Raw genomic sequence first — 18,437 nt, 5'->3', positions numbered from 1 at the left:
TCAAATTCTTAAACATTTTAAGCTTTTAAATCAAGGAATTTGAATTAGGAATTTAAAAATTATTTTTATCGAATTCCCATTTCAAATTCTTTGAAACTTTTTAAAATATTAAAGTTTTTTAGAAAATACCTTTTAAAATAGATTTGCAATTCCAGCAATTTATGAAGTTTGCTATAAACTAGATAGAAAACTAAAAAGCATTTATAAAAGAGATTTAATTTAGGTCTAATTCCTAAATCAAATTCTTAAACATTTTAAGCTTTTAAATCAAGGAATTTGAATTAGGAATTTAAAAATTATTTTTATCAAATTCCTATTTCAAATTCTTTGAAACTTTTTAAAATATTAAAGTTTTTTAGAAAATACCTTATAAAGCAAATCAATCTCATCATCTTCAAAAATAGATGAGGTTTTATGCTGTAAATAATCTTTCATTTTAAATTTATTGATTTTTACACTATTTTTACAGCCATTGCAATACATCAAAAAGCCTTCTCCAAGTAAAAAATAATCACTCAGCTCCTTGCCACATTCAACGCAATTTTGACTAAAATTAAGCCTTCCTTCATGCTCAATCATAAGCGAATAAGCGTCAAGGAAAACCCTTTTATAATCTTGAATTTCAAGTCTTTTGAGTATCCTAAGACACAAATTATAATAAAACTCTCCGCACTCTTGATTATCCTTTAAATGCTCGTATAAAAGAAAGCAAAAGTCCTGCCAAGCTTTAATGATTTCAACAGATTTTAAAGGCAAAGCTAGTTGCATTGTAGAATGAAGTTTAGGTAAAAACAAAGGTCTAATATCAAGCTCATAATCAATCATATTTCCGATTATTAAATGAGAATGTCTAACTCCATAAAATCTATAACATTTAATAAGCTCGTTATTATCAAGGATAAAGACTATTAAATCCTTATCCCTTACACTTATTGTATTTAAGATTATTCCTTGCAATAATTAGCACCTTCGTTTGCAAAGAATGTATCATAATGAATATTAAAAAATGCGTTTTCAAGGCTTTTGAATAATTTTGGATTTTGTGCTTCAAGACTTGCTAAAAGCTCTTTTGTTTCTGCTCTTGCGTGTGGCATTTTCACATCAAATCTCATAGCAGGACACGCTTCATCGCCTATTGTTTTAAGCCCATTTTTTATAGCATTTTCTCTTAGCATTCTTTCACGAACGAAAATTAAAGGGCGAATTACGGTAACCCCTTGAGCTGAAGTAAATTTCGCTGCAAGTGTTCTTAAAGCGCCGTTATAAGTAAAGTTCATAAAAAAGCTCTCAATAGCATCATCTAAATGATGACCTAGAGCTAATTTATTAAAGCCATTTTCTTTTGCGTAAGTATATAAATACCCTCTTCTCATACGAGAAAAGAACGAGCAAAAGCTTGAATTTTTACGGATTTTCTCACTTGAAATCTCGTAAATATTACTATCAATTATAGTATGTTTAATGCCTAAAATCTTGCAATAATTACTTAAATATTTATAATCTTCACCCATTCCATAACTAAGCGTTACAGCTTCAAAATCAAATTTAAAAGGAACAGCTCTTTGCATATGTTTTAGTAGCATTAATAAGCTTAAACTATCTTTTCCGCCGCTAAGACCTACTAAAACCTTATCGCCTTCTTCTATTAAGTCAAACTTATCACAAGCTCTTGCAACTTCTTTTATAAGTCTTTTACTAAGCTCATTTTTAAACAAATGTTCGCACATTTTTAAAACAAAATTAGCACTATTTTTTGCAGCTAGTTCTAAAAACTCATCAAAACTAACATCAGCATTTCCACTAGCATCATCACTAATCGCTCTTAATATCATACAAGGCACATTAAGGCTTTCGCAAACCAAAGCAACACTAGCTCCTTCCATCTCCACAGCATCTGCATTAAATGTATCTCTTATCCAAGTTTTTTTGTTTTCATCGCAAATAAATTGATCAGCTGTAGCTATGATTCCTTCTTTTACATTAAGATTTAATTCTTTTGCAACTTTTTTAGCGATATTATTTAACTTTTCGTTTGTTTTAATATAAACGCTTGTATCAGGCACAAAGCCAGGCTTATGGCCAAATGCAGTAATATCAACATCGTGCTGAACTAATTCATTAGCTATTAATAAATCTCCGATTTTTAGCTCAGGATTTAGCGAACCAGCAACGCCTGTAAATAATAAACAATCAGCCTTATATTTTTCTATCATAACACTTGCACTAATAGCTGCATTTACTTTACCTATTTTTGAGTTTGCAACAATTAGCTCATGCCCTGCATAGTCAATAAAATAATAATTATTATTTGCGTATTTGCTTTCTTTATATGAATACTCTTTTAAAATCGGTTCAATTTCTTCACGCATAGCACCTAGAATTGCTATTTTCATAATTTTTCCTTAATTGCTTTTATAAAATTATTTATATCATCTAAGCTTTTTATGCTTACGCTTTCTTTTTGTGTAATTTTTTTGTTTAAACCACATAATACATTGCTACCAAATTCTATAAAGCCATCAACACTACTTTCAAGCTCTAAAATACTTTGCTTATATAAAACAGGCTTAATTAATTGCTCTTTTATTGCTTGTTTTGCTTCATTTTGTGTGTTATAAGCAAGTTTTGTAGCATTTGAAATAACAGGAGTAAAATTATCATTAAACACTAAAAACTCTTCAAGTTTATTAGCTGCATTTTGCATTAAAGGACAATGACTTGCAACACTCATATTAAGCATCATTGCTCTTTTTGCACCAGCACTTTTAAAAAGCTCGGCACTCTCTTCTAAGTCTTTTTTAATCCCTGCAACCACGATTTGTCCATCGCAATTATAATTTGCTGCATAGATTTGTTTGTTTTCTGCATTTGCTTTATTGCAAATCATCTCAACATCACTATCATTTAAGCCAAGTATTACCATCATTGAAGCTGGATTTTCACTACTTGCGCACTCTTGCATAAATTTACCACGCATATTAACTAATTTTAAAGCATTTTTTAAATCAATTGCTTTATTTGCACAAAGAGCCGAAAACTCTCCTAAAGAATGACCTAGTGAAGGAGTGTTTTTCTTACTTAAAAATGCTGTGTGATTACTCTCTCTTAAAGAAATTTTATTTTCATCTAATAGTTTTTCAAAAACCTTATAATACATCATGCTATTTAGCAATATTGCAGGTTGAGTAAATTCACTTATATTTAATCTTTCATTTTCACTAAAAATTAATTCTTTAAAATCAATATCACAAAATTCGCTAACTTCATCATAAGTTTTTCTTACAAACTCAAAATTATCATACAAATCCTTTCCCATAAAAGCACTTTGTGAGCCTTGTCCTGGGTAAATAAAAGCGTAATTCATATTTTTTCCTTTTAATTTATTCTAAGCTAAATGACCAAAATTTTCTAATTAAAAATCTTATAAATATTAATAACAATACTAAAATCTGATTTAACAAGAAAACGATTATTACAAACAATAATCAAAACTAATAATGAAGATTTATAATAATCCTTGTCTTATTAAGCTAAGGCGACCAAGTCGCCTTAAAAAGTTATAGTTTAGCTAAACCTTAGCCCTAATTAACTTCTTCAGCAACCGCCGCCGTGGTGATGATGGTGTTCTTCTTCATCATGATCATGATGTCCGCAACTTCCATCGCCTTTGCATCCACCGTGTCCGTGATTTCCACAACCACAACCACCAGCTTGTGCTACTACACCACTTGCTAGTTCATCTTCTGTTGCCTCTCTTACTTCTTTAATGCTTACTGTAAATAATAAATCTTTTCCTGCATAAGGATGATTATAATCAATTACTACTGTATCATTTTTGATTTCTTTTACAACAACTCTTACAGTTGAACCATCTTCATTCTCGCCGAATAATTCTAATCCAACTTTAAGTTCAATTCCAGCGAATTGTTCTTTTGGTAATTCCTGAATCAAATTCTCATCGTATTCTTGCCATGCTTTATCTTTTGTAATTAAGATATCACTTTCATCGCCTTCATTTAATTTAGCGATTTCTTCTTCTAAAGCTTCTAATACTTGATTTCTTCCTAATAAAAATGAAATAGGATGAAAATCAGTATTGTTTTCTAACACTTCGTTAGTTTTAGCATCACGCAATATAAAATTAAGTGATACAACACTATCTTTTTGTATAGCCATACTTTATCCTTTCTATTAATTTATACTTTTTGCTTCACTTGAATTTGGAAATTGTTTTTTAAGTGCAGCATAAAAATTATTTGCCTTATCTAGCTCATTAATTGCTTTTAATGAATTAGCTGTGTTTAATAAAATTAAAGGCATATTAGGAGCTTTTACCCCTTGTGCGTTATATAAATCTGAACTTGTTTTATAATAATAAATTGCGTTATTATAATCTTTTTTTGCATAAGCTATTTGACCTAAATAAAAATTACATTGAGCAGGTTTATGTCTTGAGTTTGCTAATTCTTCAAATATTTTAGCAGCAGCATCATAGTTTTTACTATTAAATAAACTTATAGCGTTATCCATTTTTTGTGCTGGAGTTTGAGCTGTTACATTATTTGTGTTAAGCTCTATATTTGAAATTTTTGCAGCTTTACTCTCTCCTAAACTACCCACTAAATTAGTTAGTTCGCTTAAAGCCTTTTTTAATTGATTAATCGCATATCTTTGATTTTTTAATTCTTGTTTTATATCTGCAAGTTCTTTATCATAACTTTCTGATTTTTCTTTTGAGAATTTCTCAACTTCTAATAACTTACCTTCAAAATTGTAAGTTTTATTGTTTAAATCATCTATTACGCTTTGAATTCCTTCAATTCTCTCTAAAGCTTTGTTTGTTTTAAAATCAACGCCAGTGTAATCTTTGCTAAGAGTTTCAACCTTTTTTTTATTTTCTAACAATACTTTTTCGTTCTCTGTAAGTCCATAAGGTTCTTTAAGGTTTATATTGCCTGCATTAAAGGCTGAAGTTTCCGCATAAATAATAGGGGCTAAAGCCCCTAAAAATATTATTTTTTTTATCATTTATTAAAACTGAACTTTTGTTTCAGCTCTACGATTTTGAGCATCACATTCTTTAGTTTTATCATTGCAAACTGGGTTGTTTTCGCCATAGCTCTTAATTGTAATTCTTGAGCTATTTACGCCTTGAGCTTCTAAGCCATCTTTAACAGCTTTTGCTCTTTTTAAACCTAGAGCTTGGTTATATTCTTCACTACCCCACTCATCGCAGTTACCTTCAACAACGATATTTAAATCTTTACCATCGCCATTTAATAAACCAGCATTGTTTGATACTACGCCATACATATCTGAACGAATGTCGTATTTGTCAAAATCAAAATAAACTTTACCTAAAGAATTATTAATTCTATCTATCTTAGTATTAATATCTTCTTTTACATCTACATTGATTTCTGGAGCTGGCTCAACTTTTTTTGGAGCCTCAACTGTAGCCTTTTGACTACAACCAACAACTAAAGCTGCTAAAGCAACCGCATAAGCTAATTTTTTCATTATTATTCCTTTCAATTAAAAGTAAAGTAAATTATAGTTCTAAAAACTTTAAATTTATTTAATTACCAATCTAAAGTTGAAATTTTGCCAACTTTTAAAGGGAAATGATACACTTTATTCTCATCAAGTCTTAATATCCCTAAAGAACTTTGCATTCCTAGTAATTTTATAAACATAATTGTCTTTCCATCATTGCTAAAATTAGGAAATATATTTCTTCCATTTAATGTAAGTTGTCTTACGTATTGAGAATCAGTTGCCATTACATATAGATTAAAATCCCCTGATTTTTCACGACTTGAATAAACTATGTAATTATTAAATACACTAAATGCTGAATTGTTTTTACCATGATAAACTAATTGAGTAGCATTATTTTTATCAAGTCCTTGCATATATAAATTAGGATATGAACTTCTATCACTAACAAAAGCAAATGAATTATCTCCTAAAAACTTAGCGCTAACATCAATTCCTTTATAGTTCGTTAGTCTTTTACTAGCTTTTGTGTTTAAATCAAATAAAAATACTTCTGGCTGATCTTCTATGGTTTTAGTAATCAATGCCTTACTTCCATCTTTACTAATATCACTTAAAGCAAGCATTCCAACGCCTTGAGTAATCAATGTTTTTTGATTGTTTAATAAGTTATATTTATAAATACTTAAAGTATCTTTATTATAGTCTGTGTAATAAAAAGCATTTTGCTCTTCATTAGCCCATTTTGCAAATAAATTAAGTCCGCCTTGCATAATTATCTTTTGATAATTAAGAGTATAATCAGCGATTAAAATTTGGCTTTGTTTTGCAGCTATTTTTCTTGTTATTAAAATTTTTCTATTCATCCAATCTATATCTGCTATTTTTAAATCTTTTAGCATAGTTGATATTGCTTTATGAGATAAAAACACATAAGCATTTTTTGGATAAGAAAATTTATTTTCATATTTACTTACATTATTTTCACCTTTTAAAACAATAGTTAAATCATAATTATTTCCACTAGGAACTAAAGTATAATTTAACTCATAATTAGCATCTGCGCTATCTGTAACTTCAAATTTTGAACTTACTAAAACATCATTTTTAATCACCTTATCAAAATCAAAATTAACTAAACTACTAGTTGTAATTCTAATCTTAGGTAAAACCTGTTGTTCGCTTACTACATCCATAATAATATCGGCGCTTAAGCAAACTAAACTAAAAAATAATAAAACTATCTTTTTCATTTTATCTCCTTGATACTTAATACGACTGAAAGTCTTAAATTGCCACTATAATCTTGCTGATTTGGTGGGATACCTAAATTTTTATTTTGTTGATTAATTGTTTTTATAAAAACTCTTGCGTATTGTCTTAATACCGAACTTTCATTAAAACCATTATCATGAAGTTTGATTATACCATTTTTTGATATTGTAAATGCTACTTCAAAAAATTCTTTATCATTTATACCGCTACTATTTGCAGTAACTAAACTCCACACATTTTTTAAATAAGCATTCACTTTGCCAAAATATTCATCATAAATCCCTGCAACTTTTGCTGAAGTTGTTGTATTTTTTGAATTATTATTTGATTTAATTGTTGTGTTTGATAATTGATTTTGTAGTTTTTTTAATGCAGCTAATTGTTCATCGTTAAAAGTATTTTCTTGTTTTTTTACTTCTTTTTTAGTTTCTGTTTTAGCTACATTTAAATCACTAAACAAATCGCTAAAATCCGAATTCAAATTCTCTTTTTTTTCTTCTTCTTTTTGTGTTTCTTTTGCCGAATTTTCATTGCTATTATTTGCAATATTTTCGTTTATTTTGTTTGAAACTTCTTTTGTGTAATCTTGTTTTATTTCTTCGTTTATATTAGTATCTTCTTGAACGAATAAAATATTTATATCGCTATTTCCATATTTTACAATTTCATTATTTGAAGCAAATAGTTTAAGTAATAAAATTACAATTAATATGCTTAATATATAAATCAAACAAGATAATAAAAATGCTTTTGTTTTACTCATTTTGTTTGTAGAGAAATTTTTACAAAACCTGCTTTGCTAAAAGTAGTTAAAACTTGCATTAGCTTATCATAACTAATGTCTTTATCGCCTGCTATATAAACTATTTTTTCTTTATCTAATTGATTTTTAATTAAAGCAAAATTATCAAAAAAGCTAATATATGAATATTTCTTTTTGTTTAATACGATTTCATTATTTGTGATACTTACAAATATATCTTCTTTTTTTGCTTTGCTTACATTTGTTTTAGAGCCATTTGGAAGGTTTATGCTTTCATCATATTTTAAATTAGGTATTACTAACATTAAAATTACAATCAAAACAAGCATAACATCAACTAAAGGCGTTATGTTTAATTCTGGCTCTTCGTTTAAAAAATTATTTTTCATTGTTTAAAATCTTTATTTCACTCTCTAAAATATTTAAACATTCAAATACTTTTCTTTTAACAATTAAGTGAAAAGTATAAGCTAAAATCGCCGATATAATACCACTTGCAGTTGCTATTAAGGCATGACCTATTGGAGATGCAATTTGATTTATATCTGCATTACCATTTAAAGAAATTAAAGTAAAGTAAATTGAAACAACAGTTCCAAACAATCCTATGAAAGGCGAAGTGGTAGCTATAATGCTAAGCCAAGTAAGACCTTCGCTAAGGTTTTTCCCTGCTTCGTTATAGTATATTTCTAGCTTTGTTTTTGAACCTTCACAAGGTTTAAAATAAGATTCAAAAGATAAATCTTGGTTTTTTAATAACCTATCTAATGATTTTAATTCTTCTTGATAAAACTTTGAAATATTGCTTAAGCGATAAATAAAAATCGCTAAAGCAATAATAGAATAAAAAGCTAAAATCCCAACCGCTAATAAAGTAGCTAAGTCAAAATCTAAAATCAAATTCATTTAGAATCCAATCTCCCTAAAGTAGCTGCTAAAGTAGCTGAATTAGCACCAGCTGATTTTAATAATTCTTGTGCTTCTTCTAGTTTTTTCTTACTAATAGAGTTTTCTTTTCCGCCTAGATATACAGCACCTTGAGCTAAAATAACAACCCCATTTTCATCAACTTTTACATGGCCTGAATCAATAGCAATTAATTCTTTTGAACCATCACAATTTTCAACGCTAATTACTCCAGCTTGTAATAAAGAAATAATAGAAGCGTGGTTTGGTAATACACCAAACTCGCCTTCGCTTCCTGGAACTAAAACCGACTTAACTTCTGAATTAAAAATTTCTCCGTGCGGAGTAACTATTTCTAAAGTTAATTTATCCATATTAAGCCTTTAATTTTTCTGCTTTCTCTACAGCCTCTTCAATATTTCCTACCATATAGAACGCATTTTCTGGTAAATCATCATATTTACCTTCTAATATACCTTTAAATCCTGCTATTGTTTCTTCAAGGCTTATATATTTTCCAGGGCTTCCTGTGAAAACTTCTGCAACGAAGAATGGTTGAGATAGGAATTTTTCAATTTTTCTTGCTCTTTCAACAATTAATTTATCTTCTTCACTAAGCTCATCCATACCCAAAATAGCAATAATATCTTGTAGGTCTTTATACTTTTGTAATACACTTTGAACTCCACGAGCTACCTTATAATGCTCTTCACCGATGATTTGCGGGTCAAGCATTCTAGAAGTTGAATCAAGTGGGTCAACCGCAGGATAAATTCCTTTTTCTGCAATACTTCTATTTAAAACCGTTGTTGCATCTAAGTGAGCAAAAACAGTCGCAGGTGCAGGGTCTGTTAAGTCGTCTGCTGGAACATAAACTGCTTGAACTGAAGTAATTGAACCTTTTTTAGTTGATGTAATTCTTTCTTGGAATTTACCCATTTCACTTGCTAAAGTCGGTTGATAACCAACAGCTGATGGAATACGACCTAGTAGAGCTGACATTTCTGAACCTGATTGAGAAAATCTAAAGATATTATCAATAAACATTAAAACATCAAGTCCCATTTCATCTCTAAAGTATTCAGCCATTGTAAGACCAGTTAAAGCGATACGGTTTCTTGCCCCTGGTGGTTCATTCATTTGACCATAGCATAAGGCAACTTTGTCTAAAACATTACTTTCTTTCATTTCGTTATAAAGGTCATTACCTTCACGAGTTCTCTCACCAACACCAGCAAATACTGAATAACCACTATGTTTAAATGCAACGTTGTGAATTAATTCCATAATAATAACGGTTTTACCAACACCAGCACCACCGAATAATCCTACTTTACCACCTTTTGCATAAGGAGCAAGTAAATCTACTACTTTAATACCTGTTTCAAAAATTTCACTTTTTGTGCTTTGTTCTTCAAATTTAGGTGGTTCTCTATGAATTGCCCATTTTGTTTCATAATTTTCAGGAGTACCTTCGTCAATTAAATCTCCAACAACGTTGAAAATTCTACCTAATACTTTTTCACCAACAGGAACACTAATAGGAGCACCTAAACTAGTAGCTTTTGTTCCTCTTACTAAACCATCTGTCATATCCATAGCAATAGTTCTTACACGACCATCGCCTAAATGAGCAGCAACTTCTAATATTAAACGAATTTGCTTACCTTCTACCTCATAATTTACTTCAATTGCTTCGTTAATTTGCGGTAAGTAGTCGCTAAATTCAACATCTACAACAGGTCCTAATACCTGAGATATAAATCCTTGCATCTATTCTCCTATTCTTTCATTGATTCAACACCACTAATAATCTCAATTAATTCAGTGGTTATGCTTTCTTGTCTTGCTTTATTGTATGCTAAATTAAGTTCTTTTACTCTTGCTTTAGCATTATTAGTTGCATTATCCATTGCTTGCATTCTAGCACTATGCTCTGCAGCTAGACTATCAATTAATGAATAAAACATACTATACTCAATATAGCGTTTTAGTAGTTCTTCTAAAACTTCTTTTTCTTCCGGCTCAATTTCTAATAAAGAATTTGAATTCGGAATTTCAAAATTGTCTGATTCTACTGGCAATAAATTACATACTGATAATTCTTGAGAAATCATATTTTTATAACCATTATGAACTAAAACTATCTTATCAGTTTCGCAAGCAACAAAATCATTTATTGCTAGGTTTATAATTTCTCTTGCCTTTTCGTAATCAGGTGATGAGCTTACACCTGTGTATTTATCAAGAATTTCAATTTTTTGGAAATTAAAAAACTCAATACCTACTTTTCCTATCGCTCTTAATCTAGTTTTAATACCTTTTTCTTTATTTTCTTTAATAATTTTACTAACTTCTTTTAAAGTTTTTATATTAAAACCACCACATAAACCTTTATCCGAAGTAATAAAAATAACGTCCACAACTTTTATTTCATGCTTACCAAAAAATCTGCTATCTCTTGCCATATCAAACTGATTAAGCTTGTATGAAATCTCATGCATAACTTCTTGTAATTTATTAGCATACACCTTAGACTTTTTTGCTAATTCTTCTGCTTTTTTTAATTTAGCAGTTGAAACAAGCTTCATAGCATTTGTAGTCTTTTGTGTGTTATGAACGCTTTTTATCTTTCTTTTTATCTCTTTTAAATTTGCCATTATTAAAACCTACGCTTGTGCTGCTTTAAACTCATTTAATAAATTTTTAATCTTATCTTCTAAATCACTATCTAAAGCTTTTTTAGTTCTAATTTGTTCAAAAATTTCTGGAGATTTTGTTTCGATATAAGCATATAAATCATTTTCAAATTTATTAATCTTATCTACTGAAACATCATCTAAAAATCCTCTTGTTCCTGCATAAATTAAAACAATTTGTTTTTCAATAGCTAATGGGCTATATGGAGGTTGTTTTAATACTTCAACCATTCTTTGACCACGCTCTAATTGTTTTCTTGAACTCTCATCTAAATCACTTGCAAATTGTGCGAACGCTTGTAATTCACGATATTGTGCAAGGTCTAGTCTTAGTGTTCCTGAAACTTGCTTAGTAGCTTTAATCTGAGCTGAACCACCAACCCTTGATACTGATAAACCTACGTTAATAGCTGGACGAATACCTGAGTTAAATAAATCTGTTTCTAAGAAAATTTGTCCATCTGTAATTGAAATAACGTTTGTTGGAATATAAGCTGAAACGTCGCCTGCTTGAGTTTCAATAATAGGTAAAGCCGTTAGAGAACCTGCACCTAAAGCATCACTTAATTTTGAAGCTCTTTCTAACAATCTTGAGTGTAAGTAGAATACATCGCCCGGATATGCCTCACGTCCTGGAGGTCTGCGTAAAATCAAGCTCATTTCACGATAAGCTACTGCGTGCTTACTTAAATCATCATATACAATTAAAGCATGCTTACTATTATCTCTAAAATATTCACCCATAGTAACACCAGTATATGGTGCAAGATATTGAAGTGCAGCTGAATCACTTGCTGTTGCACTTACTACTATGGTATATTCCATTGCTCCGTGCTCTTCTAATTTTTTAACAACTTGAGCAACTGTGCTTTGTTTTTGTCCGATTGCAACATAAATACATACAACATTTTGACCTTTTTGATTGATTATTGTATCTACTGCTACTGTTGTTTTTCCTGTTTGTCTATCTCCGATAATTAATTCTCTTTGACCACGACCAATTGGAACAAGAGCATCGATTGCTTTAATACCTGTTTGTAATGGCTCATGAACGCTTTTTCTTGCCATAATACCTTTAGCTTTTTCTTCAACAAAAGCTGATTTTGTAGTATTAATAGGACCTTTTGCATCAATTGGCTCACCTAAAGCATTAACAACACGACCTATTAATTCTTCTCCAACAGGAACTTTTAATAATTGCTTTAATCTCTTAACAGAGCTTCCTTCTTTAATATTTGAAAAACTTCCTAAAACAACGACACCAACACTACTTTCTTCAAGGTTTAATGCCATACCTTTTTCGCCGTTTTCAAATTCTACCATTTCTCCTGCCATAACATTTTTTAATCCAAAAACATTAGCAACACCATCAGCTATTGAAATAACTTTACCAGTTTCTTCAATTTCTAAATTTAAATTAAAATTCTCAATTCTTTCTTTAATAATTGAGCTAATTTCATTTGCGTTAAAACTCACTGTTACTCCTCTTAAATTGCTTTCATTATATGTTGTTTGATTTTTTCTTTTAAAGACAATTCAGAAACTATTATTTCATAACCTAAATCTTCAATATAAATTTTGATTTCATTTTTATCATGAATAATATTTCTTAATTTAATATCTTTTTTGAAATAATTTGATAATTCTTTTTCATGTTTTGAAATATCACTATCGCTCATTTTATCTTTAGAATATATATCAGCATAATAAATATTGTTTTCTAAAGCTATTTTTTTAACTAATCTACTATAAAGACTAGGAATTTTATCTAATTTTGAATTGATACCTAATACTTTTAACAAATTAATTATTTCTTTTTTATTAGTATTGCAAATACTAGCTAAAAATTCAACTTTTTTATCCAAGCTAATACCTACTGCATTAATAATTACTAATGTATTTTTGTCTTCAAAAGCTTTAGCTAAAATCTCAAGTGCTTTTACGAAATCTTCTCTATCATTTCTTTGCATTATAATATCTACATACTTTTCCATTAGCTAACTTTCCTTGAAACAATATCTAATAAATCATTTTGTTTTAAATTAATATTAGAGTTTAAAAGCTCATCTAAAAGCTCATTTACAACTTCAGCTTTAGCTTTTTTCTCTTCAAATATTTTTTGCTCTTCATAAGATTTTTTCATATTTTCAATCTCATTTTCTGCATCTTTTAAAATATTTTCACTTAATTTAACAGCTTGCTCTTTAGCTAATACTATTAATTTATCTGCTTCATTATTTGCTATTTCAATTCTTTTAATAGCATCTTCTTTATTTTTCTTAGCTTCATCTAAACTTTTTTCTATACTAACTAGTCTATTTTTAATGTTGTCAATTCTATCGTTATATATTTTTTTTACATGTTTTGCAAGTAAAAAATACATAATTACTACAAATATTATAAAGTTTATTGTTCTAGGAAAAATATCACTCTCACTAGCTAATAAAAAAGTTGGTAATAAAATAAAAATCAATCTATTCATAAAACAACCTTAAATTTTCTCAATGCTAGTTTTTAAAGCATTTTCATATTGAGTTAAATCAGCTCTTAATTCATTTTTAAATTGAGTTTTTTTAACTTCAAGTTCGCTTAAAAATTTTTGATATTCTAAATCAAAACTAACCTTTTTTTCTTCTATAGCTTTAGAAGCTTTTTCTTTAGCTATAGCAACCTGCTCGCTTTTGATGGCTTGAGCTTTAGCTCTTGCATCAGCATAAATCTTAGCAATTAATGTTTCATTATTACTAGCATCTGTGTTATTTTGCTGGATTTTTGCTTCATCTTCTCTTATTCCATCATCTCTATTTTTCATAAAAGTGAGTAATGGTTTATATAAGATTGAATCTAAAATCCAAAACAATATTATAAACAAAGTAGCTGTTAATAACATCATTTTAAGATCTAAGTCATCAAACATACATTCTCCTTATTTTGATAAAAGTTTATATTAACATAAAAAAATCAAACAATATTTAAATTATAAGTTTTTTATAGCTTTTTCAATAAAATTTTTGGTCTTTTCTTGACTTAAATTTAATATAAGCTTACCATTTTGTAGTTTAAAGTCTATTTCAAATTCTTTTAATTTATTTAATAATTGTTCATCTAGTAAATGATTTAAACTTTTGCCTTTTAATTTATTTGCTAATTTTTCACAATCTCTTACATTAAGCTTTTGACCTATTACAGTATTTACTAAAATTTTTTCATCTTCTTTTTGTCCTGCAATAACTTTTGCATGGCCTGCACTTAATTTACCTTCAATAATTAATTTTTGTGTATCTTCACTAAGAGTTAAAAGTCTTAAAGTGTTTGCAATATTTGCTCTACTTTTTTGTATGCTTTGAGCTAGTTCTTCTTGAGTTATATTTCTTACTCTCATTAATTCTTTATAAGCTAAAGCTAATTCAATAGGATTTAAATCTTCTCTTTGTATGTTTTCTAGCAAAGCTAATTCTCTTGTTTTGCCTGAATCAATATTTGCAATAATAGCTCTTATCTTTGTTTCTTTAAGAGTTTTAAAAGCTCTTAATCTTCTTTCTCCTGCTATTAAAAAATATTTAGTAGTTTTTTCTAAAACTTCTCCATTTTCTTTTGCTTTTTCGCACAACTCATCTGCATCAATTACAACAATAGGCTGTAATAAACCATGATTTTTAATAGAAATTGCAAGCTCGTTTATGCTATCTTCGTTAAAATTTTTTCTTGGTTGATATGGATTTGGAGTAATTTCGTCTATATCAATTTCTTTTATTGAATCTAACTCACTATGAAATACTCCGCTCATCTCATCATCGTAAGCAAGCGAAATATCATCTAAAATACTACTAAAATCTGCACCTAAAGATTTTTTTGCCATTTTTTTATCCTATTAAAGAAGTTGCTAAGCTTTGATAAGCCACACAGCCTGGTGATTTTATATCATATAAAATTATAGGCTTTCCAAAACTAGGACTTTCTGCTAGTTTTACATTCCTAGGAATAATTACAATTTCACCATCTTTTTTAAATAATTTCTCACTAAAATGCTTTTTTAATTCCGTTACAATTTCTTTAGATAAATTGTTTTGCGGACTATACATAGTAGGTAAAATTCCTCTAATTTTTAGCTTTGAATTGAATGTTTTTTTGATTGTTTGTATAGTTCTTAAAATCAATACCAAACCTTCTAAAGCTAAATATTCACATTGAATAGGAATTATAACATCTGTGCTTGCTACAAGCGCATTAATAGTAATATTTCCTAATGATGGAGGAGAATCAATAATAACATAGTCATATTTATCTACAACACTAGCTAAAGCTTTTGATAAAATCTGTTTGCTTTGATTAGAGCCAAGTTCTTGTTCAAAACTTGTTAAAACAATATTTGATGGAGCTAAATCAAGTTTTGGCAAACTAGTCTTTAAAATAATTTCATCAAGAGTTTTTTTACCACTTAAAACATGATAAATATTAAAATCGCTCTTTTTACATCCACATCCTGTTGTAGCATTCCCTTGCGGATCCATATCTATAAGTAATACACTTTTTTCCGCAACTGCTAAAGATGCTGCTAGATTTACTGCTGTTGTTGTTTTTCCTACGCCACCCTTTTGGTTAGCAATCGTTATAATCTCACTCATCTTAAACTATATATCCTTTTATTATCTACTAAAATTGAGCCGTCTTCATATAATTTCGCATCTTCTAAAGAATGAACACCTTCATCACTTTTAAAATAAAAAGCTCTACTTAACTCAAAATCTCTTTTATAATACTCAAAAATTTCTTTCCAAGAATAACCATAACTAATTTTATCAAAAAAAGCTTTAAGCAAGTTTGAATAACTTATATTGATATCCAAAACTATCGCTTCATTTGGTGCATTAGTAATGTTTAAACCTAAACCACATACTAATTTATCTTTTACTTTTGAAGTTATTAAACCACCTATTTTTTTATTGGCTATATAAAAATCATTAGGCCATTTAATAAAAACTTTAGAATTATTTTCTTGTAAAACTAATTTCATAATCATTGAATAATATATGCTAGCAGATTGAATAGGTAAATCACTAGGAATATTATCGGAATAAAAAGAAATATATAAATTATTTTTAATATCTAAATTAAATTTAGAATAATCATCATAAAAAATAAAATCTACGTTAGAAAAATCATCATTTTTTACACTAGAATTTGAATTCGGAATTACAAAACCACCTTCACTATTCCAAACCCTATTACAAGAGCCAATTCCATTTGTTTGCATAAGAGCTGCAATAGCAAAAGATTTTTCATTAAAACCTTTTTTAATTGCCGCTATAAGCTCAGTTTGAGTTGAGCTTATTGTCTTAGCTAGGGCAAACTTAAACAAGTTTATCCCCTTCTTTTAATCTTTTACCATTTAAATATACATTTGCATCTAGGGATTTTTTGCCAGCTTCTTGTAGCTTTAATATCTTTAATGAACCTTTTTTGCAAGTTAAAATAAAATAATTTTTACCTATTTCTTTAATAACACCTTCATCATTAAAGCTTTCGTATTCATTTAAAATCAACTCATTAAATTTTAAACCATTTTCTAAAAACACATTAGGCCAATCATAAAATGCTAAAAATTTTTGATAAATTTCTTTTGCATCCTTTAATTCAATAAGCCCATCTTGTTTTTTGATAATTTTTGTATGAGTTGCTAAGCTATCATCTTGTTTAATAGCTTTAAAATTACTTGGATTTTCAAGTAATTCAAGCAACATTTTTGCTGATAATTTTGACATTTTATCAAACACAATAGGTGAAGTTAAATCTTTGATATTTAATTCTTGCTGATACAAAATATCACCTGTATCAAGCCCTACATCCATATTCATAAGAGTTACTCCGCTTATTTCATCTGCATTTAAAATCGCACTTTGAATTGGAGAAGCTCCCCTATAATAAGGCAATAAACTAGCATGTGTATTAATACAAGGTGCTATATCTAAAATATCTTTAGGTAGTATCTTACCATAAGCTGCAACTATTATAAAATCAGGTTTTTTACTTTTAATTAGTTCAAAAACTTCTACATTGTTTTTTAAAGTTTTAGGTTGGATTAATTCTAAGCCTAGTTTTAAAGCAACTTCTTTTACAGGACTAGGAGTTAATATTTTTTTTCTTCCAACTTCTTTATCTGTTTGCGTTAAAACTAAACTTATATTATGAATTTTTGCTAATTCTTCTAAAATAAATGCCGAAAATTCGGGCGTTCCCATAAATACAATATTTTTTTTCATGATATACCTAAAAGTTAAGATTTGTTATTCAAATAACATTTTTGATAAAGATAATTTTAGTTCTTTTATACCATCATTTGTAACTGAAGATATTTTTGTAACAAAAACTAAATTATCATATCTTTTTAAATATTCATTTAAAAGTTCAATTTCCTGATCTAAATTCTCTTTTGCAACATCACATCTAGTAATTGCAACTGCAAATTTAAAATCATTTAATCCGTAAGTTTCTAATTCTTTATATAAGTTAATAAATTGTTCTTTAACACTCATTTGCTTAAAACTATCTAGCATAAATAATAAGCACTTAGATCTTGAAATATGTTTTAAAAACTCAAAACCAAGCCCTTTACCTTCGCTAGCACCTTCTATTATTCCAGGAATATCAGCCATTACAAATGAGTAGTCGTTAACATCAACAACTCCTAATTTTGGAGTTAAGGTAGTAAATTCATAATCAGCTATCTCAGGCTTTGCATTACTTACAATGCTAATTAAAGTAGATTTACCAACATTTGGATAACCTACCAAGCCAACATCAGCGATTAGTTTTAATTCAAGTCTTGCTTCTATACTCTCACCTTTTTTACCAGGCTGTGCATAAGTTGGTCTTTGATTTACTGCACTCTTAAAATGTCTATTTCCAAGACCACCAAGACCACCTTTTAGTAAAACAATTTGCTCTCCTAAAGTAGTAAAATCATGCAATATTTCATTATTTTCTAAATTAATGATTTGAGTTCCAATAGGAACCTTAATTTCTAAATTAGCACCTTTTTTACCATTTTTATTTCTTGGTAAACCACCATCGCCATTATCAGCTTTTAAATGAGTTTTACCTTTAAAATGAGCTAAAGTATGAAGATTGTTATCACATATTATTACAACATCTCCACCACGGCCACCATCTCCACCATCAGGACCACCTAGCGGGACATGTTTTTCACGGCGAAATGAGCTAGCACCCGCTCCGCCGTTTCCAGAGCTTAGCCTAATTTTTATACTATCAACAAACATTATTCCAAGCTCCTTTTA

22 protein-coding genes and 1 pseudogene are annotated in these 18,437 nt (G+C 28.8%); all 23 read right to left on the bottom strand.

What is annotated here, in order from left to right:
• Window positions 1–345: 345 nt before the first annotated feature.
• The 23 genes and pseudogenes from recO to obgE all read right to left on the bottom strand — a co-directional run bounded on the left by recO (window position 346) and on the right by obgE (window position 18,419).
• On the bottom strand, window positions 346–957 hold the full coding sequence (recO, locus tag AVANS_RS02060) for a recombination protein RecO (RefSeq protein WP_239817999.1): 612 nt from the start codon (window positions 955–957) through the stop codon (window positions 346–348).
• On the bottom strand, window positions 945–1,727 hold the full coding sequence (locus tag AVANS_RS02055) for an ATP-binding protein (RefSeq protein ID WP_239818525.1): 783 nt from the start codon (window positions 1,725–1,727) through the stop codon (window positions 945–947). Before AVANS_RS02055 ends, recO begins: the two co-directional genes overlap by 13 nt.
• Window positions 1,713–2,393: pseudogene (locus tag AVANS_RS02050) on the bottom strand (5'-methylthioadenosine/adenosylhomocysteine nucleosidase); the annotation flags it as partial. The pseudogene AVANS_RS02050 and the gene AVANS_RS02055, both read right to left, overlap by 15 nt.
• The gene (locus AVANS_RS02045; RefSeq protein WP_239817998.1) at window positions 2,390–3,364 is read right to left on the bottom strand and encodes an ACP S-malonyltransferase; all 975 of its coding nucleotides are present in this window, start codon (window positions 3,362–3,364) and stop codon (window positions 2,390–2,392) included. The gene AVANS_RS02045 and the pseudogene AVANS_RS02050, both read right to left, overlap by 4 nt.
• A 230-nt stretch (window positions 3,365–3,594) precedes the next feature.
• Complete coding sequence (locus AVANS_RS02040) at window positions 3,595–4,176, bottom strand: peptidylprolyl isomerase (RefSeq protein ID WP_239817997.1); 582 nt, start codon at window positions 4,174–4,176, stop codon at window positions 3,595–3,597.
• A 15-nt stretch (window positions 4,177–4,191) separates the two neighbouring features.
• Window positions 4,192–5,028, bottom strand: a complete 837-nt coding sequence (locus AVANS_RS02035) for a tetratricopeptide repeat protein (protein WP_239817996.1) — start codon at window positions 5,026–5,028, stop codon at window positions 4,192–4,194.
• A gap of 3 nt (window positions 5,029–5,031) precedes the next feature.
• Entirely contained in the window at window positions 5,032–5,520 is a 489-nt protein-coding gene (locus tag AVANS_RS02030) for an OmpA family protein (protein ID WP_239817995.1), read from the bottom strand.
• Window positions 5,521–5,582: 62 nt separating this feature from the next.
• Window positions 5,583–6,752, bottom strand: a complete 1,170-nt coding sequence (tolB, locus tag AVANS_RS02025) for a Tol-Pal system protein TolB (RefSeq protein ID WP_239817994.1) — start codon at window positions 6,750–6,752, stop codon at window positions 5,583–5,585.
• Window positions 6,749–7,537 (bottom strand): hypothetical protein, encoded by a 789-nt coding sequence (locus tag AVANS_RS02020; RefSeq protein ID WP_239817993.1) that lies wholly within the window; start codon window positions 7,535–7,537, stop codon window positions 6,749–6,751. Before AVANS_RS02020 ends, tolB begins: the two co-directional genes overlap by 4 nt.
• On the bottom strand, window positions 7,534–7,926 hold the full coding sequence (locus AVANS_RS02015; protein WP_239817992.1) for a biopolymer transporter ExbD: 393 nt from the start codon (window positions 7,924–7,926) through the stop codon (window positions 7,534–7,536). Before AVANS_RS02015 ends, AVANS_RS02020 begins: the two co-directional genes overlap by 4 nt.
• The gene (locus AVANS_RS02010; protein WP_239817991.1) at window positions 7,916–8,443 is read right to left on the bottom strand and encodes a MotA/TolQ/ExbB proton channel family protein; all 528 of its coding nucleotides are present in this window, start codon (window positions 8,441–8,443) and stop codon (window positions 7,916–7,918) included. Before AVANS_RS02010 ends, AVANS_RS02015 begins: the two co-directional genes overlap by 11 nt.
• Complete coding sequence (gene atpC / locus AVANS_RS02005; protein WP_239817990.1) at window positions 8,440–8,817, bottom strand: ATP synthase F1 subunit epsilon; 378 nt, start codon at window positions 8,815–8,817, stop codon at window positions 8,440–8,442. The genes AVANS_RS02010 and atpC overlap by 4 nt, the downstream gene beginning before the upstream one ends.
• Before the next feature lies 1 nt (window position 8,818).
• On the bottom strand, window positions 8,819–10,216 hold the full coding sequence (gene atpD / locus AVANS_RS02000) for a F0F1 ATP synthase subunit beta (RefSeq protein ID WP_239817989.1): 1,398 nt from the start codon (window positions 10,214–10,216) through the stop codon (window positions 8,819–8,821).
• An 8-nt stretch (window positions 10,217–10,224) separates the two neighbouring features.
• Window positions 10,225–11,103, bottom strand: a complete 879-nt coding sequence (gene atpG, locus AVANS_RS01995; RefSeq protein ID WP_239817988.1) for an ATP synthase F1 subunit gamma — start codon at window positions 11,101–11,103, stop codon at window positions 10,225–10,227.
• Between the two features lie 9 nt (window positions 11,104–11,112).
• A complete protein-coding gene (gene atpA, locus AVANS_RS01990; protein WP_239817987.1) occupies window positions 11,113–12,618 on the bottom strand; it encodes a F0F1 ATP synthase subunit alpha in 1,506 nt (501 codons plus the stop codon).
• Between the two features lie 11 nt (window positions 12,619–12,629).
• Window positions 12,630–13,136: a F0F1 ATP synthase subunit delta gene (locus AVANS_RS01985; protein WP_239817986.1), complete on the bottom strand. Its 507-nt coding sequence runs from the start codon at window positions 13,134–13,136 to the stop codon at window positions 12,630–12,632.
• The gene (locus AVANS_RS01980) at window positions 13,136–13,624 is read right to left on the bottom strand and encodes a F0F1 ATP synthase subunit B (protein ID WP_239817985.1); all 489 of its coding nucleotides are present in this window, start codon (window positions 13,622–13,624) and stop codon (window positions 13,136–13,138) included. Before AVANS_RS01980 ends, AVANS_RS01985 begins: the two co-directional genes overlap by 1 nt.
• 9 nt (window positions 13,625–13,633) lie before the next feature.
• Window positions 13,634–14,059 carry a F0F1 ATP synthase subunit B' gene (locus AVANS_RS01975; RefSeq protein ID WP_239817984.1) on the bottom strand — a complete coding sequence of 142 codons (426 nt, stop codon included), beginning with the start codon at window positions 14,057–14,059 and terminating at the stop codon, window positions 13,634–13,636.
• Between the two features lie 60 nt (window positions 14,060–14,119).
• Window positions 14,120–15,001 carry a ParB/RepB/Spo0J family partition protein gene (locus AVANS_RS01970; RefSeq protein ID WP_239817983.1) on the bottom strand — a complete coding sequence of 294 codons (882 nt, stop codon included), beginning with the start codon at window positions 14,999–15,001 and terminating at the stop codon, window positions 14,120–14,122.
• Window positions 15,002–15,005: 4 nt separating this feature from the next.
• Window positions 15,006–15,767, bottom strand: coding sequence for a ParA family protein (locus tag AVANS_RS01965; protein WP_239817982.1), 762 nt, complete (start codon window positions 15,765–15,767; stop codon window positions 15,006–15,008).
• A complete protein-coding gene (locus AVANS_RS01960) occupies window positions 15,764–16,501 on the bottom strand; it encodes a biotin--[acetyl-CoA-carboxylase] ligase (RefSeq protein ID WP_239817981.1) in 738 nt (245 codons plus the stop codon). Before AVANS_RS01960 ends, AVANS_RS01965 begins: the two co-directional genes overlap by 4 nt.
• Window positions 16,494–17,402, bottom strand: coding sequence for a methionyl-tRNA formyltransferase (gene fmt, locus AVANS_RS01955; RefSeq protein ID WP_239817980.1), 909 nt, complete (start codon window positions 17,400–17,402; stop codon window positions 16,494–16,496). Before fmt ends, AVANS_RS01960 begins: the two co-directional genes overlap by 8 nt.
• 24 nt (window positions 17,403–17,426) lie before the next feature.
• The gene (obgE, locus tag AVANS_RS01950) at window positions 17,427–18,419 is read right to left on the bottom strand and encodes a GTPase ObgE (protein ID WP_239817979.1); all 993 of its coding nucleotides are present in this window, start codon (window positions 18,417–18,419) and stop codon (window positions 17,427–17,429) included.
• Window positions 18,420–18,437: the final 18 nt, after the last annotated feature.

The sequence above is a fragment of the Campylobacter sp. RM5004 genome (assembly GCF_022369455.1).
Taxonomy (GTDB): domain Bacteria; phylum Campylobacterota; class Campylobacteria; order Campylobacterales; family Campylobacteraceae; genus Campylobacter_E.
The sequence above is the reverse complement of the archived record's forward strand: the minus strand, read 5'-3'. Positions and strand labels throughout refer to the sequence as shown.